Source organism: Klebsiella quasivariicola, assembly GCF_002269255.1.
GTDB lineage: Bacteria > Pseudomonadota > Gammaproteobacteria > Enterobacterales > Enterobacteriaceae > Klebsiella > Klebsiella quasivariicola.
On the sequence record NZ_CP022823.1, the window covers coordinates 5,179,152 to 5,197,423 of the forward strand.

Annotated in this window: 18 protein-coding genes; 5 read left to right on the forward strand and 13 right to left on the reverse strand. The window is 57.3% G+C overall.

All coding sequences use genetic code 11. The features are described from left to right. Nucleotides 1–54: 54 nt before the first annotated feature. A complete protein-coding gene (locus tag B8P98_RS30570) occupies nt 55–231 on the reverse strand; it encodes a hypothetical protein (RefSeq protein WP_157738380.1) in 177 nt (58 codons plus the stop codon). Nucleotides 232–373: 142 nt separating this feature from the next. Here B8P98_RS30570 and B8P98_RS26045 point away from each other — a divergent pair, with 142 nt between their 5' ends. Then, nucleotides 374–1,357, forward strand: a complete 984-nt coding sequence (locus B8P98_RS26045; RefSeq protein ID WP_025713810.1) for a quinone oxidoreductase — start codon at nt 374–376, stop codon at nt 1,355–1,357. A gap of 181 nt (nt 1,358–1,538) precedes the next feature. Here the strand turns inward: B8P98_RS26045 and pspG are convergent, their stop codons facing one another. The 3 genes from pspG to B8P98_RS26060 form a co-directional block, all read right to left on the reverse strand. After that, nucleotides 1,539–1,781 (reverse strand): envelope stress response protein PspG, encoded by a 243-nt coding sequence (gene pspG, locus B8P98_RS26050; RefSeq protein ID WP_012543188.1) that lies wholly within the window; start codon nt 1,779–1,781, stop codon nt 1,539–1,541. A gap of 141 nt (nt 1,782–1,922) precedes the next feature. Beyond that, the gene (gene dusA, locus B8P98_RS26055; RefSeq protein WP_087804920.1) at nt 1,923–2,921 is read right to left on the reverse strand and encodes a tRNA dihydrouridine(20/20a) synthase DusA; all 999 of its coding nucleotides are present in this window, start codon (nt 2,919–2,921) and stop codon (nt 1,923–1,925) included. A 100-nt stretch (nt 2,922–3,021) separates the two neighbouring features. After that, nucleotides 3,022–3,510: a cupin domain-containing protein gene (locus tag B8P98_RS26060; protein WP_002884935.1), complete on the reverse strand. Its 489-nt coding sequence runs from the start codon at nt 3,508–3,510 to the stop codon at nt 3,022–3,024. A gap of 250 nt (nt 3,511–3,760) precedes the next feature. Between B8P98_RS26060 and zur the strand changes: the two genes are divergently transcribed. Continuing rightward, nucleotides 3,761–4,276, forward strand: a complete 516-nt coding sequence (gene zur / locus B8P98_RS26065; RefSeq protein ID WP_002884931.1) for a zinc uptake transcriptional repressor Zur — start codon at nt 3,761–3,763, stop codon at nt 4,274–4,276. Between the two features lie 95 nt (nt 4,277–4,371). Here the strand turns inward: zur and B8P98_RS26070 are convergent, their stop codons facing one another. The 4 genes from B8P98_RS26070 to B8P98_RS26085 form a co-directional block, all read right to left on the reverse strand. Beyond that, on the reverse strand, nt 4,372–4,581 hold the full coding sequence (locus tag B8P98_RS26070) for a CsbD family protein (protein ID WP_004206293.1): 210 nt from the start codon (nt 4,579–4,581) through the stop codon (nt 4,372–4,374). A 235-nt stretch (nt 4,582–4,816) separates the two neighbouring features. Next, nucleotides 4,817–6,133, reverse strand: coding sequence for an MATE family efflux transporter DinF (gene dinF, locus B8P98_RS26075; RefSeq protein WP_025713808.1), 1,317 nt, complete (start codon nt 6,131–6,133; stop codon nt 4,817–4,819). Between the two features lie 70 nt (nt 6,134–6,203). Next, nucleotides 6,204–6,812 carry a transcriptional repressor LexA gene (lexA, locus tag B8P98_RS26080; RefSeq protein WP_025713807.1) on the reverse strand — a complete coding sequence of 203 codons (609 nt, stop codon included), beginning with the start codon at nt 6,810–6,812 and terminating at the stop codon, nt 6,204–6,206. Nucleotides 6,813–6,934: 122 nt separating this feature from the next. Next, nucleotides 6,935–7,303, reverse strand: a complete 369-nt coding sequence (locus B8P98_RS26085; RefSeq protein ID WP_095033568.1) for a diacylglycerol kinase — start codon at nt 7,301–7,303, stop codon at nt 6,935–6,937. A gap of 129 nt (nt 7,304–7,432) precedes the next feature. Between B8P98_RS26085 and plsB the strand changes: the two genes are divergently transcribed. After that, complete coding sequence (gene plsB / locus B8P98_RS26090; RefSeq protein ID WP_025713805.1) at nt 7,433–9,856, forward strand: glycerol-3-phosphate 1-O-acyltransferase PlsB; 2,424 nt, start codon at nt 7,433–7,435, stop codon at nt 9,854–9,856. A gap of 57 nt (nt 9,857–9,913) precedes the next feature. Here plsB and ubiA read toward each other — a convergent pair whose 3' ends face one another. The 5 genes from ubiA to malK all read right to left on the reverse strand — a co-directional run bounded on the left by ubiA (nt 9,914) and on the right by malK (nt 15,010). Further along, complete coding sequence (ubiA, locus tag B8P98_RS26095) at nt 9,914–10,780, reverse strand: 4-hydroxybenzoate octaprenyltransferase (RefSeq protein ID WP_025713804.1); 867 nt, start codon at nt 10,778–10,780, stop codon at nt 9,914–9,916. A gap of 13 nt (nt 10,781–10,793) precedes the next feature. Beyond that, nucleotides 10,794–11,291: a chorismate lyase gene (gene ubiC / locus B8P98_RS26100; RefSeq protein WP_025713803.1), complete on the reverse strand. Its 498-nt coding sequence runs from the start codon at nt 11,289–11,291 to the stop codon at nt 10,794–10,796. A gap of 187 nt (nt 11,292–11,478) precedes the next feature. Continuing rightward, nucleotides 11,479–12,411, reverse strand: a complete 933-nt coding sequence (gene malM / locus B8P98_RS26105; RefSeq protein WP_012543193.1) for a maltose operon protein MalM — start codon at nt 12,409–12,411, stop codon at nt 11,479–11,481. Between the two features lie 114 nt (nt 12,412–12,525). Next, nucleotides 12,526–13,815, reverse strand: coding sequence for a maltoporin (locus B8P98_RS26110; protein ID WP_002884747.1), 1,290 nt, complete (start codon nt 13,813–13,815; stop codon nt 12,526–12,528). Between the two features lie 85 nt (nt 13,816–13,900). Next, entirely contained in the window at nt 13,901–15,010 is a 1,110-nt protein-coding gene (gene malK, locus B8P98_RS26115; protein ID WP_025713802.1) for a maltose/maltodextrin ABC transporter ATP-binding protein MalK, read from the reverse strand. Between the two features lie 370 nt (nt 15,011–15,380). On the opposite strand from malK, the gene malE reads away from it, so the two are divergent. Both malE and malF read left to right on the forward strand, forming a co-directional pair. After that, on the forward strand, nt 15,381–16,571 hold the full coding sequence (malE, locus tag B8P98_RS26125; protein ID WP_002884740.1) for a maltose/maltodextrin ABC transporter substrate-binding protein MalE: 1,191 nt from the start codon (nt 15,381–15,383) through the stop codon (nt 16,569–16,571). Nucleotides 16,572–16,688: 117 nt separating this feature from the next. Beyond that, on the forward strand, nt 16,689–18,233 hold the full coding sequence (gene malF, locus B8P98_RS26130; protein WP_095033570.1) for a maltose ABC transporter permease MalF: 1,545 nt from the start codon (nt 16,689–16,691) through the stop codon (nt 18,231–18,233). Nucleotides 18,234–18,272 lie beyond the last annotated feature (39 nt).

Consider the following 18,272-nt stretch of genomic DNA (forward strand, 5'->3'; position numbering starts at 1 on the left):
CGAGAAACCCATTGCCGCTAAAGAACCGGACCGGGCAATACGTTCAATCTCGCCTCATCCACCGATGACGGCCAACGCCAGGAACATAAGCATTATCATGCAGATAAATATAAAAAATTTTCTGCCTGACCCTGCTTTCAACGAAAAAAATAACAGACAAATCAGGCCTGCCAGTGCCAGGCCTACCGCAATGGCCAGAATGACCAGGCCATCATACTGAAAATTCGTCATCCACTCTCCCTGTCCGCCCTACGGCGGCCCTCTCCTTTTTCCTTTCTATACGATCTGGCCCTGAGGCAGGTAAGAAAATCCGTCACCGCCGGCGCAGGCTGTTAAGCTTACTGGATAATCTCAGAACAACACAGGAGCGAACATGGCAACACGCATCGAATTTTCGAAACACGGGGGGCCTGAGGTGCTTCAGGCGGTCGAGTTTACCCCTCGCGATCCTGCGGAACATGAAATTCAGGTCGAAAACAAAGCCATCGGCATCAACTATATCGACACCTATGTTCGCAGCGGCCTCTATCCGCCGCCGTCGCTACCGAGCGGTCTGGGCACCGAGGCGGCCGGCATTGTCAGTAAAATTGGCCACGGGGTGACGCACATTAAAGTTGGCGATCGGGTGGTGTACGCCCAGTCGGCGCTCGGCGCCTACAGCACGGTGCACAATGTGCTGGCCGACAAAGCCGCAGTCCTGCCGGATGCTATCTCTTTCGAACAGGCCGCGGCATCGTTTCTTAAAGGGCTAACGGTCTGGTATCTGCTGCGCAAAACCTATGAAATTAAGCCTAATGAGGTGTTCCTGTTTCACGCAGCCGCTGGCGGCGTAGGGCTGATTGCCTGTCAGTGGGCGAAAGCGCTGGGCGCTAAACTTATCGGCACCGTCGGCAGCGCGCAGAAAGCGCAGCGTGCCAAGGAAGCTGGCGCCTGGCAGGTGATTAACTATCGCGAGGAGTCTATCGTGGAGCGGCTCAAGGCGCTCACCGACGGTAACAAAGTGGCCGTGGTTTACGATTCGGTGGGGAAAGATACCTGGGAGGCCTCTCTGGACTGCCTGCAGCGGCGTGGGCTGATGGTCAGCTTCGGCAATTCATCGGGCCCGGTCACCGGCGTCAATCTGGGGATCCTGAATCAAAAAGGCTCCCTGTACGTCACCCGCCCATCGCTACAGGGCTATATCACCAACCGGGAAGAGCTGGCGGAAGCCTGCAGTGAACTGTTTTCGCTGATCGCCAGCGGGGTGATCAAAGTGGACGTCCCCGAGAATCAGACCTACCCGTTGAGCGAGGCCCGTCGGGCGCATGAAGTTCTGGAAAGCCGGGTGACTCAGGGGTCCAGTCTGCTGCTGCCGTAAGAGGACAAAGGGACAAAAGTTTAGGGCTTCCACCTGGGAAGCCCTTACTTTTTTTTAGTTCGGCTGTATGTAGGGTACAGCGCGATGAATTCGTTAACGCGCTAATAGTGACAGATTTGCTCAGTAATGCCTACGCGGTTGTCAGCAAAATTGTTCAGGTTGTGACACACCCCTCAATACCTTAGTAACGCCAGCGGTTATTGTCGCGAAAAGCGTTTCCGTTCGGGGATTTCAGCGCCCGAATAATCCACACCACCACCACGGCGAGCAGCAGCCACGGCAGTAATTTGATCATCAAGGCGAACAACCCGCCGACGAACATCAGCGCCGTCGCCACAACGATAGCCGCGATAATCCCCAGCAGCGATACGCCGGTGACCAACAGCATGACAAAAAATCCAATAACAAATAATAGTTCCAGCATGGTTCTCTCCCCACAGTCATAAATCTTTCTCTACTGCAGGTATTACAAAAAACATGCCAACTCTAACAGACTGAATACAAAAGAAAACGCCCCTCGACGGTGCGCGGGGCGTGGTCAATTTCACCAGGTTTTCGTCAGAAATTAACGTTTATCGGCTACCAGCTTAAGCGCATGCTCCAGCACCGCAATATCGGCGCCAGCTTTATGCGCATTCTCGCTCAGGTAACGACGCCACTGGCGGGCGCCGGGGATCCCCTGAAACAGCCCCAGCATATGGCGGGTGATATGACCCAGATAGGTGCCCTTGCTGAGCTCACGCTCAATATAAGGATACATGGCCCGCACCACCGCCACCGGATCGGCATCCGCACCGGCGACGCCGAAAATTTCTCGGTCGACCGAAGCCAGAATGCCCGGGTTCTGATAGGCCTCGCGCCCGACCATCACCCCATCCATATGCTCAAGCTGCAGTCTGGCTTCGTCCAGCGATTTGATCCCGCCGTTAATCGCCATCGTCAGGTGGGGAAAGTCGCGCTTCAGCTGCCAGACGCGGGGGTAATCCAGCGGCGGGATCTCGCGGTTCTCTTTCGGGCTCAGCCCGGAGAGCCAGGCTTTGCGGGCGTGAATAATAAACATCTCACACTCGCCCTTGCCGGAGACCGTCTCAATGAAATCGCACAGAAACTCATAGCTATCCTGGTCGTCGATACCGATACGGGTTTTTACCGTGACCGGAATCGACACCACATCGCGCATCGCCTTGATACAGTCGGCCACCAGCTGCGCATTGCCCATCAGGCAAGCACCAAACATACCGTTCTGCACGCGGTCGGAGGGGCAGCCAACGTTGAGATTGATCTCATCATAGCCGCGCGCTTCGGCCAGCTTCGCGCACTGCGCCAGGGCCTGCGGATCGCTGCCGCCGAGCTGCAAAGCAACCGGGTGCTCTTCTTCGCTATAGGCCAGATAATCGCCTTTACCGTGAATAATCGCCCCAGTGGTCACCATTTCGGTATACAGCAGCGTATGCCGCGACAGCAGCCGCAGGAAGTAGCGGCAGTGTCTGTCGGTCCAGTCGAGCATCGGCGCGATGGAGAAACGGTGAGCCGGGAAAACGGAAGAGGTTGATTCAGGCATCATGGTGAATAAATAAGCATCCGGGTAAAAAGGGGCGCTACTATAGCATAAAGATACACCACAGGCGCATACTGCGCCGCGCTTCGCCCCTCACCTGCAACGACTACTTTTTCCGCGGCTTGCCGTCGTGTGGTCCGAAGAACTGCGGCGGATGGTCAACCCAACGATCCTGGCGCGTCGCGGCATAGCCGGGATTGAGCGGGTAATAAATGCGGTTGTACTTCTTGTTGGCTTCGCCCACCACCAGCAGGCGAACTTCCTGCTCGGTGTTATTGAGAAAGGTGTGGCAGATGCCGGTGCCGGCAGGAAACCCAACGCTGTCGCCCGGCTCCAGCTTCCAGAGATAGCCGTTTATCCACACTTCCGGATAACCCTCCAGCACATAGATGAACTCTTCTTCATCGCTCTCCGCATGCGGATAAGAGGTGCGCCGCCCCGGCGGCAGCCGCTCGTGGTGGATCCCCAGCCGGTTGAGCCGTAAACCGCGCCCCAGCGGCGCGCCTATGGAAAAACGCTCCGGGCTGTCGGGATAAGTGGCATCGTCGGGCCCTTCCAGTTCGCGCCAGTGGCGAATGCAATCAGGTCGTTTCATCGTTTTCTTCCGAAAATGAGACACTTCAGATATAGCATACCCCGGGCTATACGTGTTGCGTTTAAGTTCGGCATGGCGGTTTTAGGCAGCCTGCTAAAGCGCGTACTGAGCGGGTGTAAGCGGCCAGCGCCCGTGCCTGGCGCACGTTCCGACAATCTGAAGTATGACCTGTATCACCCGCCGGCTCTCGGTGTTTTACGCGGAACGTGATAAAGTAACAGATTCAAATTCACGCAACCTGAGGATGCTCATGGATAAGACCCCTTCGCAAGAGATGTTAGCGCATGCTGAAAAGCTTTGTGCGCAGCGCGGCGTACGCCTGACTCCACAGCGTCTGGAAGTGTTGCGCCTGATGAGCCTGCAGCAAGGGGCGATAAGCGCCTACGATCTGCTGGACCTGCTACGTGAGAAAGAGCCACAGGCTAAGCCGCCAACGGTCTACCGTGCGCTGGAGTTTTTACTTGAACAGGGCTTTGTTCACAAGGTGGAATCGACCAACAGCTATGTGCTGTGCCATCTGTTTGACCAGCCGACTCACAGCTCGGCCATGTTTATCTGCGACCGCTGTGGCGTGGTAAAAGAGGAAGCGGCGGAAGGGGTGGAAGATATCATGCATACGCTGGCGGCCCGCATGGGTTTTGCCCTGCGCCACAACGTGATTGAAGCCCACGGTCTCTGTGCGGGTTGTGTGGAAGTGGAAGCCTGCAGCACACCGGGACACTGCCAGCACGATCATACCATCCAGCTCAAAAAGAAAGCCCGCTGAGCGTGAGCCGCAGCGGGAAAAAGGGTTAACGGCGCGTCCCTGCGCCATTCAGACAGGCACTAACACAAATGCTTCACTCTTCGGGTCAGGGAACGCTACCAGCGGTAGTCGTTCTTATGCTCCCAGTCTGAGACTTCTTTCTCAGCCTGATCCTTCGCATAGCCGTAACGCTCCTGAATTTTGCCGACCAGCTGGTCGCGCTTCCCTTCGATTACGGTCATATCATCATCGGTAAGTTTGCCCCACTGTTCCTTGGCTTTACCTTTCAACTGTTTCCAGTTACCGCCGATTTCGTCTTTATTCATGATAACGTCCTCATCATTCGGTGGGTTTACAGCCCGTTTTGTGCCGGACATGGTATTAACTATAGATGAGAATGCTGGGGTGGATTCGTTATTCGGAATTTTTAACCATCCTACCGATTGATAAGGCTGAGGGGATTTTCCCGGCTTACGCTACCCTGAGCCGGGCCACTGAGCTGCCCCGGTAAGCGGCGCGCAACCGCGGGAATTCACGGCTAGCCGCGATGAACGGAAATGATTAGTTAAACCAGGTGCCGCGCCGCCAGTGGCGACGCCAGATCAGCGCCAGCGACAGGCCGCGCAGGGCGAGGAACACCGCCAGCGCCAGCCACAGACCATGGTTACCGAGCAGTGGGACCGAAAGCAGCGTTACAGCAAACCCCGCCGCGGCTACCGCCATACTGTTACGCATCTCTGCGCCGCGCGTGGCGCCGATAAACATGCCGTCCAGCAGATAGCACCAGACGCCGACCACCGGCAGGATGGCCTGCCAGATCAGATAGCGATCGGCCAGCTGCTGCAGAGAAGGCAGCGAGGTTAGCAGAGCGATGATGTACTCCCCCGCCAGGCTGTAAATCAGGGCAAACGCCAGCGCCACCATGCCAGACTGCCGGCAGGCCGCCCGCCAGACTTCCAGCAGCTGGCTACCGTCGCGGGCGCCGTAGGCCTGGCCGGAGTGGGCCTCCACGGCATAGGCAAAGCCATCCAGCGCATAGGCGGTAAAGGTCAGCATGGTCATCAGTACCGCGTTAACCGCCACAATGTCGCTGCCCAGACGGGCGCCGAACACGGTCAGTGCGCCAAAACAGAGCTGCAGCAGCAGAGAGCGCAGCATGATATCCCGATTCAACGCCAGCAGCCGGCGCAGATCCCCGCGCCAGGCATTTTTTAACATCAGCAGCGACACGCCGCGCAGCGTCAGCACTCGCTTCGCCATCACCAGGCCAATGATCAGGGTTGCGTACTCGGCGGTAACCGTGGCCAGCGCCGCCCCCTGGACGTTCATCCGCAGGCCCATCACCAGCCACAGGTCGAGCACAATATTGAGCAGATTACCCACCACCAGCAGAATCACCGGCGCCCGGGCGTACTGGACGCCCAGCAGCCAGCCGAGCAGCACCAGATTGGCCAGCGAGGCGGGTGCGCTGAGCCAGCGGATTTCGAGAAACCGTCTCGCCTGCTCAAGCACCGCCTCACTGCCGCCGACAATATGCAGGGCAAGGTTAATCAGCGGCAGGCGTAGCGCAATAATCAGCACCCCGGCACCCAGCGCCAGCGCCAGCGGCTGCACCAGCGCCCGCGCCAGGCGCTGCGGATCTTTGGCGCCCCAGGCCTGCGCGGTCAGCCCGGTGGTGCTCATACGCAGAAACAGCAGCAGCATGAAAAGGAAACTGGTGGCCGTCGCCCCGACCGCCACGCCGCCGAGGTATACCGGGCTGTCCAGGTGGCCAATCACGGCCGTATCCACCAACCCCAGCAGCGGAACGGTGATATTGGAGAAAATCATGGGTAGCGCGAGGCGCCACAGTGCTTTATCGGCGGCGTTGAGCAGCATGAAGAGGGACCAGACAGAGGAGAAACATCGCAGCGTCATGCATCATGATGACGCTGCGTTAAGACGGGAGTTACAGCCACTCCCCGTTACGGATCACGCCGACGGCCAGGCCTTCAATGGTGAAGCTCTGCTGGCGCAGATCGACGACGATCGGAGAAAACTCGCTGTTTTCCGGCAGCAGTTCGACGACGTTACCCTGTTTTTTCAGGCGTTTCACCGTCACTTCCTCGTCAATGCGCGCGACGACGACCTGGCCATTACGCACGTCCTGGGTTTTATGGACTGCCAGCAGATCGCCATCCAGAATGCCGATGTCTTTCATCGACATCCCGCTGACGCGCAGCAGGAAATCGGCGTTGGGTTTAAACATCGACGGGTCGACCTGATAGTGGCCTTCAATATGCTGCTGCGCCAGCAGCGGTTCACCGGCGGCAACGCGGCCGATCAGCGGCAGGCCGTGCTCTTCTTCCGTCAACAGACGAATACCGCGAGAGGCACCGGAGACGATCTCGATCGCGCCTTTACGCGCCAGCGCTTTCAGGTGTTCTTCCGCCGCGTTTGGGGAACGGAACCCCAAGCGCTGAGCAATTTCCGCACGCGTCGGCGGCATGCCCGTCTGGCTGATATGATCCCGAATGAGATCAAACACCTCTTGCTGCCTGGTCGTTAACGCTTTCATTCCGCCCCCTGGGTGTATATACAGTTATGCTGTGAGTATATACAGCTAACGGTGATTTTGGAACCACATGGCACACAAAAATCGGCAGATTGTTTAGATTTTGCGAGGGTTAGCGAAGAACGTTAGTGATAATGGCTCCACAGCAGCATCCCCCAGGTGATCAGCGCGATGATAATCGCCAGCAGAACCGCCGCCGACCCCATATCTTTGGCGCGCCCTGAAAGCTCGTGAAAATCCGAGCCGATACGATCCACAACCGCCTCAATCGCGCTGTTGAGAATTTCGACTATCATCACTAGCAGGACCGAGCCAATCAGCAATACGCGGGTGATGGCGTCGACGTCCAGCCAGCAGGCGATCGCGACGGCCACGATGGCGGCGACGCCCTCCTGACGAAACGCGGCCTCGTTGACCCACGCCGCGCGAAATCCTTTCCAGGAGTAACCTGCCGCTTTAATGATTCGGGTTAACCCGGTGGTATTATTGGCCATCACAAAACCTTTTTTATGTAAATGACGTCGATGAGTGTACGCGTTTGCCGCGCGGTAACGGAAATTTTGCCCGCTTTCTGTTATTCTTGCCGCGCATTTGCATGATTAACCAGAGGCTTCACATCGTTTATGTCCGGCTGGCAACGAATTTACTATAAATTACTGAATTTACCATTACGGGTGCTGGTAAAAAGCAAGTCTATTCCGGCAGAACCCGCCCAGGAATTAGGACTCGATACCTCGCGTCCGATCATGTACGTCCTGCCCTATAACTCGAAGGCGGACCTGCTGACGCTGCGCGCCCAATGCCTGGCGCATGATTTACCTGACCCGTTTGAACCGCTGGAGATCGACGGCACGCTGCTGCCGCGTTACGTATTCATCCACGGCGGGCCACGCGTGTTTACCTATTACACGCCAAAAGAAGAGTCCATCAAGCTGTTCCACGACTACCTCGATCTGCACCGCAACCATCCGGATCTCGATGTGCAAATGGTGCCGGTCTCGGTGATGTTTGGCCGCTCGCCGGGTCGCGAGAAAGGGGAAGTTAATCCGCCGCTGCGGATGCTCAACGGTATCCAGAAATTTTTCGCCGTCTCCTGGCTCGGCCGCGACAGCTTCGTGCGTTTCTCGCCTTCCGTGTCGCTGCGCCGCATGGCCGATGAGCATGGTACCGATAAGATCATCGCTCAGAAGCTGGCTCGCGTCGCCCGCATGCACTTTGCCCGCCAGCGCCTGGCCGCCGTCGGCCCGCGTCTGCCAGCCCGCCAGGATCTGTTTAATAAACTGCTGGCCTCGAAAGCGATCGCCCGCGCGGTAGAAGACGAAGCGCGCAGTAAGAAGATTTCCCACGAGAAGGCCCAGCAGAACGCTATCGCGCTGATGGAAGAGATTGCGGCGAACTTCTCATACGAGATGATCCGCCTGACCGATCGCATTCTCGGCTTCACCTGGAACCGTCTGTACCAGGGTATCAACGTGCATAACGCCGAGCGCGTACGCCAGCTGGCGCACGACGGCCATGAAATTGTCTATGTCCCCTGCCACCGCAGCCACATGGACTATCTGCTGCTCTCCTATGTCCTGTACCATCAGGGACTGGTCCCCCCACATATCGCGGCGGGCATCAACCTCAACTTCTGGCCAGCCGGGCCGATCTTCCGTCGCCTCGGCGCCTTCTTTATTCGCCGTACCTTTAAGGGCAACAAGCTCTATTCCACCGTGTTCCGCGAATACCTTGGCGAACTGTTCAGCCGTGGTTATTCGGTGGAGTACTTTGTGGAAGGCGGCCGCTCCCGTACTGGCCGGCTGCTCGATCCGAAGACCGGTACGCTGTCGATGACCATCCAGGCGATGCTGCGCGGCGGCACCCGACCGATCACTCTGGTACCGATTTACATCGGCTATGAGCACGTGATGGAGGTCGGAACCTATGCCAAGGAGCTGCGCGGCGCCACCAAAGAGAAAGAGAGTCTGCCGCAGATGGTGCGTGGCTTAAGTAAGCTGCGCAATCTTGGCCAGGGTTACGTTAACTTCGGCGAACCGCTGCCGCTGATGACCTACCTGAACCACCATGTGCCGGAGTGGCGGGAAGCAATCGACCCGATCGAAGCGGTCCGCCCTTCCTGGCTGACGCCGACGGTAAATAACATTGCCGCTGACCTGATGGTGCGCATCAACAACGCTGGCGCGGCCAACGCCATGAACCTGTGCTGTACGGCGCTGCTGGCCTCGCGTCAGCGTTCGCTGACCCGGGAGCAACTGACCCAACAGCTGGAGTGCTACCTCGCGCTGCTGCGCAATGTGCCCTATGCGCCAGATGCCACCGCGCCGTCCGCTTCGGCCAGTGAGCTCATCGACCACGCGCTGCAGATGAACAAGTTCGAGGTCGAGAAGGACACCATCGGCGATATCATCATTCTGCCGCGCGAGCAGGCGGTACTGATGACCTACTATCGCAACAACATCGCCCATATGCTGGTGATGCCGTCGCTGTTAGCCGCCCTGGTAACTCAGCATCGCCACCTCAGCCGCGCCGAAGTGCTGCGCCATGTCGAAACGCTCTATCCGTTCCTCAAAGCCGAGCTGTTCCTGCGCTGGGAAAAAGCGGAGCTGGCCGGAGTGGTGGATGCGCTGATTGCCGAGATGCTGCGTCAGGAGCTGATCGTCGTCGATGGCGATGTGATGAGCCTCAACCCGTCTCATTCGCGCTCCCTGCAGCTGCTGGCCGCCGGCGCGCGCGAGACGCTGCAGCGCTATGCCATCACCTTCTGGCTGCTGAGCGCCAACCCGTCGATCAACCGCAGTTCGCTGGAAAAAGAGAGTCGTACCGTGGCCCAGCGTCTGTCGGTACTGCACGGTATCAATGCGCCGGAGTTCTTCGACAAAGCGGTGTTCAGCACCCTGGTGTTGACCCTGCGTGATGAAGGCTATATCAGCGACACTGGCGACGCCGAGCCGGAAGAGACCCTGAAGGTCTACCGGATGCTGGCGGATTTGATTACATCGGATGTGCGTCTGACCATTGAAAGCGTCACGCAGGACGACGCGTAACGCGGCGGTTGCTGCCCTCACTTCCCCCCGCGATGCCGGGGGGAAGTAGACAGGGAGTTACAGGTAGCTCATCGCCAGGCCCAGGAACAGCACCAGCCCGACGTAGTTATTGTTCATAAACGCTTTAAAGCAGTTATCGCGGTCGCGATTGAAGATAAGCTTCTGCTGCCAGCCAAACAGGCCCGCCGCCACGAACAGCGACCAGTAATATTCCCAGCCCAGCCCATTCAGCCAACCCACCGCGCCCATCAGCGCCAGCACGGCTACCTGCAGAATACCGATAATCAGTCGATCGTTTTCGCCGAACAGGATCGCCGTCGATTTAATGCCGATCTTGAGGTCGTCATCGCGATCCACCATCGCATACTGGGTATCGTAGGCTACCGCCCACAGAATGTTGGCGAGGAACATCAGCCAGCAGCTCAGCGGCAGTGATTCACTGACGGCCGAGAAGGCCATCGGGATCGACCAGCCAAAGGCGGCCCCCAGCACCACCTGCGGCAGATGGGTGTAGCGCTTCATAAACGGGTAGACCCATGCCAGCGCCAGCGCCGCCACTGACAGCAGAATGGTCATGGTGTTGAGGGTGAGTACCAGCAGAAAGGAGAGCAGCACCAGCACGATAAACAGCGTTCGCGCCTCTTTCTCGGTGACATCGCCGCTCGGCAGCGGACGACGGGCGGTACGCTTCACGTGACCATCAAATTTTCGATCGGCATAGTCATTCACCACGCAGCCGGCAGCGCGCATCAGCCAGACGCCAGCGATAAATACCGCCAGGATCCACAGCGGCGGGACGCCCGGCGAGGCCACCCACAGCGCCCACAGCGTCGGCCACAGCAGCAGCAAGGCGCCGATCGGTTTGTCAGTGCGCATCAGGCGATGAAACGCCAACAGCTTATTCTGCGACAGACTCCACTCCATTTTTTTCTTCCTCTCAGTACAACGGCGACGCAGGCAAAAACAGCTCGGTCAGCAACAGGGGTTTGCCGCTCAGCCGCAGGCGGGAACGACGTCCCCACAGCGCTGCATCGCGACCAATTTCAATAAAATCGCGGGTTAACGTCGACGACGTGAACAGGTATCGGCCCAGCGGGGTCTGCCCGAGCTGCTGTAGCGCCAGCTCCGGACCACACAGCGTCGACTCCGGCACCACCGTGCGCCCGGCCAGCCAGGGCTCACCATCGGCATTGAGTATAATCTCCCGCAGCCAGTAGCGCGGCTCGGCGGGCAGCAGCGCCGCTTCATCAGCCAGCGCCTCACGTCCGATATACCCTTCGTTAACCAGGGTCACGGTGACCTGCTTTCCTTGTTGTTCAAAGCGCTGGGTCATTGAGTCCTCCAGCAGCAGCCAGTCACTCAGCGGCGGCGCCAGGGGGGGCATAACGGCAAAATAGCGCAGCGCACGCAGTCGCGTAAGCGCAGGATGGGACATGCCTGATTCTCCGGTACATAACGTGAAAGCATTGTATCGCAGAATAGGCGGTTGGTGGCGGGCAAACGTCAATATACGATCATTCACGCAACAGCCATGCAACAGGCTGCCGCGCGTGCAAAAAAAGGTGCATCCCGCGGGATGCACCTAAAGGCTGTGCCTAAACATCAGCATTGTGGGGAGACGATTACCCCTTGCCTTTTACACTGCTGATAAAGGTGGAACGAGCGGATTTCGAGCCGAGGCGCTCAGCTTCGTTCATCAATTTCAGGGCTTTGTCGATGTCACCTTGTTTCACCGCCTGCTTAATACCATTGTTGAAGTAGGTTTCGGTGTCGCTGAGCATCGGTTCGCTTTTGGCTGCCGGCGCCGCAGCGGCGGCTGCAGCGGCTGGCGCGGCTACCGGCGCCGCGGTGTTGCCGACGGTCACCGGCCCCGGGCCGGAGGAACCAAACAGCGGGCCCACCAGCACGCTGGAGGTACTGTTGGTTTTCACTTTCAGCTTCAGCACACCATCGGTGGTATGTTTGGCGATCGGGTCCGGGATATCCGGCGCCGCATTGCCTGCGCCTTTGGCATAGGCTTTCGCCGGATCCAGCAAGGTCGTGGTCTGCTGGAGATCTTTTTCAGTGGTAAATACCAGCACGTAGAGCTTCTGCTGGCCCAGCGCCGGGGTCAGGCGCATCACGCCGCCCAGGCGATCGGCGGTCATCACGCCCGGCTGCTGATAGGTAAAGTAGTTGCTGGGGAAGAACGCCGCGGGCGTCATGTTCTGATCGAGAATCAGCACGTTCGGCGCAAAAATCTGCTTGTGTTTGTTCAGTTCGCTGTCGAGGGTCAGAGTCAGCTCACCGATATTGGCCGGCACGCTCCAGGCGGCGACCGGCCCGACGATCCCCGGGACATCCAGGCGTTGACCGCCAGTGGTTAAATCAACGCTCTGCGTCTTTGATTGATCGGCAGGCGTCCAGATCAGCTGCTGCAGCGCACTGGCTGGAATAGACGGCGCAGCGCTGGTGTTCTGCGGTACAAAGTTAACATCGGCAAGGCTCATCCCCGGCACGCATGCCAACATCCCTGCGGATAAACACAGAGCGACGAGAGTTTTCTTCATTTTCATTCTTCTCACCTTGGATAGCATCGGTTTAGCGGTAGCCAGGCAATAGCGCGCTAACCCTGAATAATCAGGAGGGGCTGACGCCCCTCCCAGGTTACACTCGTCCTGCGGACGGTATTACCACCACACTTCCATCTGGGCACCGAAGGTAACTTCGCTGTCGTCACCACGGCTGGAGGTGAAAGCGCCGCTTCCGCTGCTGTCTTTTGTCTGCAGACCGGAGGTGTTGCTGTAACCCCAGTTTTCATCCCACTTCGCGTAGGTTGCGAAGATACGGATAGCCGGACGGGACCAGACGCTGTTACCTGCCTGCCATTGCTGAGCCAGGGTAATTTTGTACTGGTTGTTGTTTTCGCTGGTACGCTGGGATTTGACGTTATCGTAACCGATTTCCAGCTGGGTGCTCATGATCGGCGTCCATTTGTACATCGGACGGACACCCACGGTGTACCAGGTAGAACCGTTCTTGCTGTCCAGATCCACGTCCTGGTACATCGCCACGTACATCAGGCCCCAGTCATCGTTGAAGTCCATCGCGCCGTGATCCAGAACGCGGATCATGCTGCCGTTGTTATCAATGCTGGTCCCCTGAGAGTGACCGCTGTTCCAGGAGGTCATAGCGTCAGTGGCGTACTGAACGACAAATTTGTTGAAGCCGCCCCAGATAGACTGAGTATGTTCACCAGTCCACATCCAGCCGTCTTTCGACGCGCCGTCTTCCAGACGGTAATCATCCTGCGGGTTCGCACGGCCGTAATCGACACCTAACTCCAGCACGCCGCCCGGGTTGGTTTCCAGGCCCGCCAGACGGATGTCAAAGACGTCGTTGGCAGTTTTCGCGGCATATTTTTTGGTGTCATCACTGGAGAAGGTATAAGAACCGCCGCTTTCTGAGTTACGGGTAGCGGCCAGAGAGAGCTTACCGAAGCCAAGGTCAACGTTTTCCAGACCAGCACCCGGGCCGGAGATATCCCAGTAGTAGAAGTCGATCATGTGAACGTCATGACGCTGATAGAAGCGTTTACCCGCCCACAGCGTAGAGCCCGGCAGCCAGTCGATCAGGTTTTTACCCTGGATGTTGGCTTCACGGAACGCCGGAGAGGTGCTTTCCCAGTCATCTTCCTGATTCACGGAATAGGCAACGTTAGTATCGAAATAAAAACTCTTATCCCCTTCCTTCCACAGCTCCTGGCCCAGCTTCAGTTCCGCATAGGTTTCACATTCGTTACCAAGACGGTATTTACTTTGAGCACCGGTCGCTTTGAAGCACTGTTGCTCGCCGCCGCTACCGGTCCAGCCAATGCCGGAACGTGCGTAGCCATGGAAATCGACAGCCAGCGCCTGAGCAGACATCACGCCTGCTGCGACGGCGACCGCCAGAGGAAGTTTGCGCAGAGTAATCATCATTCTATCTCCTGAGATCATTGCTTTTCTTTGCACGCTTCGCCGGTGTACCGCCAGCCGGGTTCGCGCCTTTTTTTAATGGGAAGCCTTACACGCCCGGCTCTTTATGCAGCCGACGACAAGCGGTGCCATCCTCACGGAATAAGTGGCAACGTTCTGGCGGCAAACCGATGGCGAATGTGGCTCCCTCTTCTACCAACACCACGTCGTTCTGGCGGTAAACCAGGTTTTGACGGATGGCGGGGATCTGGATATGAATTTGCGTTTCGTGACCGAGCTGTTCGACGACCTGGACCTCACCTTCGAGGGTCACATCGGCGATGTCGCTGGGCAGTAAATGCTCCGGGCGGATACCTAAGGACATGTTGGCGCCCACCTGCACGTTGGCGCTGTCCACCGGCAGCCAGATTTGCTGACGGTTCGGCAGTTCAACCTGCACCTGATCGATAGCCGTTGCGGTAACTTTGACCGGCAGGAAATTCATCTTCGGTGAGCCAATGAAGCCTGCAACGAAGCGGTCAGCCGGATAGTGATAGAGCTCCAACGGTTTCCCAACCTGCGCCACCCGGCCGGCGTCGAGAACCACGATCTTGTCGGCGAGGGTCATCGCCTCCACCTGATCGTGGGTGACATAAATCATGGTGCGGCCCAGTCGCTTATGCAGACGCGAGATCTCAATACGCATCTGGACGCGCAGCGCGGCGTCGAGGTTGGAGAGCGGCTCATCCAGCAGGAAGACGCTTGGCTCTGCCACCAGCGTACGGCCAATCGCTACACGCTGGCGCTGACCGCCGGAGAGGGCTTTCGGTTTACGCTCCAGCAGATGGGCCAGCTGCAGCACTTCCGCAACCTGGGTCACCCGCTGGTTAATCAGATCTTTTTTCGCACCGGCCAGCTTCAGGCCAAACGACATATTTTCCGCAACGGAAAGGTGGGGATAGAGTGCATAAGACTGGAATACCATCCCAACGCCGCGTTCTGCCGGTGGGATTTCATTCATGCGGGTGTCACCGATAAACAGGTCCCCGCTGGTAATAGTTTCTAACCCGGCAATCATACGCAGCAGGGTAGATTTGCCGCAGCCCGATGGCCCGACAAACACGACGAATTCCCCTTCGTGGATATCGAGATTGATATCTTTCGATACCACCACGTCACCCCAGGCTTTCGTTACATTTCGCAGCTGTACGCTCGCCATGCCCTTCTCCCTTCGTTACAACCTGTCACTAACAGTCACATTCAAGATGGGTCGACTATGCGGCATTCATTGACCAGGCAAATCCTCCACCCCCCGGCTTTTTTATGGGGGAGGAGATGGGAGGATGAGAGATTGGCTCTCGCCACGGGGGATGGCGGCTGGCGGGTGATTTCGTGATGGAGGCAACAAAATTGGGCACTTTTTTCTGTGCTCCAGGACGCAATACGGCCGTTTTTGCAATGGAGATCACACAACCAGCGGGTGGGGCGTAGACCCGGGGAGGATGGAAAGGGGTTGTTAAAAAAGGAAACTCATCATCGTTAAGCCACCGAAGTGTATCCACGAGTACATCACCAAAAAGGACGGGTATATGAAAATCAAAACTGGCGCTCGCATCCTCGCGCTGTCGGCACTGACCACGATGATGTTTTCCGCCTCTGCCCTCGCGAAAATTGAAGAAGGTAAGCTGGTTATCTGGATTAACGGCGATAAAGGCTACAACGGCCTCGCTGAAGTGGGTAAAAAGTTTGAAAAAGACACCGGCATTAAAGTTTCCGTAGAACACCCGGACAAGCTGGAAGAAAAATTCCCGCAGGTTGCGGCAACCGGCGACGGCCCGGACATCATCTTCTGGGCACATGACCGTTTTGGCGGCTACGCGCAGTCCGGCCTGCTGGCGGAAATCACCCCGGACAAAGCGTTCCAGGACAAACTCTACCCGTTCACCTGGGATGCGGTTCGCTATAACGGCAAACTGATCGCCTACCCGATCGCGGTCGAAGCCCTGTCCCTGATTTACAACAAAGATCTGGTGCCGAACCCACCGAAGACCTGGGAAGAGATCCCGGCTCTGGATAAAGAACTGAAAGCGAAAGGTAAGAGCGCGCTGATGTTCAACCTGCAGGAACCGTACTTCACCTGGCCGCTGATCGCTGCCGACGGTGGATACGCGTTCAAGTTTGAAAACGGCAAGTACGATGTGAAAGACGTCGGCGTGGACAGCGCAGGCGCGAAAGCGGGCCTGACCTTCCTGGTTGACCTGATCAAGAACAAGCACATGAATGCCGATACCGACTACTCCATCGCCGAAGCGGCCTTCAACAAAGGCGAAACCGCGATGACCATCAACGGTCCATGGGCGTGGTCTAACATCGATAAGAGCAAGGTTAACTACGGTGTAACCCTGCTGCCAACCTTTAAAGGCAAACCATCTAAACCGTTCGTTGGCGTGCTGAGCGCGGGGATCAACGCCGCCAGCCCGAACAAAGAGCTGGCGAAAGAGTTCCTCGAAAACTACCTGATGACCGATCAGGGTCTGGAAGCCGTTAACAACGACAAACCGTTGGGTGCGGTAGCGCTGAAATCCTTCCAGGAAAAACTGGAAAAAGATCCGCGCATCGCTGCCACCATGGCGAACGCCCAGAAAGGCGAGATTATGCCTAACATCCCGCAGATGTCTGCCTTCTGGTATGCCGTTCGTACCGCGGTTATCAACGCCGCCAGCGGTCGTCAGACTGTCGATGCTGCACTGAAAGATGCACAGAGCCGTATCACTAAGTAAGAAAACGGCGGGTGGCGCTTGCGCTTACCCGCCCTACCACTACGGCTCGGACCGTAGGTCAGGTAAGCAAAACGCCACCTGACAAATAAGTTTTCACCGCTGTAGAGGATGATCCCCATGGATGCCGTTAAAAAGAGACACTGGTGGCAAAGTCCGCAACTCACATGGTCTGTGATTGGCTTACTGTGCCTGCTGGTGGGTTACCTTGTTGTTTTGATGTACGCCCAGGGGGAGTACCTGTTCGCCATCATGACGCTGATTTTAAGCTCAGTTGGCCTGTATATTTTCGCTAATCGCAAGGCGTATGCCTGGCGCTATGTCTATCCCGGCCTCGCCGGTATGGGCCTGTTTGTCCTGTTTCCGCTGATTTGTACTATCGCTATCGCGTTTACCAACTACAGCAGCACCAACCAGCTGACCTTTGAGCGCGCACAGCAAGTGCTGATAGATCGCTCCTTCCAGGCTGGCAAAGCCTATAATTTCACGCTGATCCCGGCGGGTGACGACTGGAAACTGGCGCTGATCGACGGCGAAAGCGGTAAAAATTACCTTTCTGACGCCTTTAAATTCGGCGGTGAGCAGAAGCTGACGTTAAAAGAAACCGACGCCCTGCCGGAAGGCGAGCGCGCCAACCTGCGCGTGATTACCCAGAATCGCACCGCGCTGAACCAGCTGACCGCGGTGTTGCCTGATGACAGCAAAGTCATCATGAGTTCGCTGCGCCAGTTCTCCGGTACCCAGCCGCTGTATACGCTGGGCGAAGATGGGGTACTGACCAACAATCAGACCCACGTCAAATACCGTCCGAACAACGATGTCGGCTTCTACCAGTCAATTAACGCCGACGGTAGCTGGGGCAATGAGAAGCTGAGTCCGGGCTACACTGTGACTATCGGCTGGGACAACTTTACCCGCGTCTTCCACGATGAAGGCATTCAGAAACCGTTCTTCGCGATTTTCGTCTGGACGGTGGTGTTCTCGGTCCTGACCGTAGTGCTGACCGTGGCAGTGGGGATGATCCTCGCCTGCCTGGTACAATGGGAAGCGCTGAAAGGCAAAGCGATTTATCGCGTCCTGCTGATTCTGCCGTACGCCGTACCGTCGTTTATTTCGATTCTGATTTTCAAAGGGCTGTTCAACCAGAGCTTTGGTGAAATCAACATGATGCTCAGCACCCTGTTCGGCATTAAGCCGGCCTGGTTTAGCGACCCGACCACCGCGCGCACCATGATCATCATCGTCAACACCTGGCTGGGCTACCCGTACATGATGATCCTGTGCATGGGGCTGCTGAAGGCGATTCCGGACGATCTGTACGAAGCGTCGGCAATGGATGGCGCCGGCCCGTTCCAGAACTTCTTTAAAATTACCTTCCCGCTGCTGATTAAGCCGCTGACGCCGCTGATGATCGCCAGCTTTGCCTTTAACTTTAACAACTTCGTCCTGATTCAGTTGTTGACCAACGGTGGTCCGGACCGTCTCGGCACCACCACCCCGGCCGGTTATACCGACCTGCTGGTGAGCTACACCTATCGCATCGCCTTTGAAGGCGGCGGCGGTCAGGACTTCGGCCTGGCGGCGGCTATCGCAACGCTTATCTTCCTGCTGGTTGGCGCGTTAGCGATTGTGAATCTGAAAGCCACGCGCATGAAGTTTGATTAATTGGAATTACCAGGCGTTATTGGCGCGGACAGTTTGGAC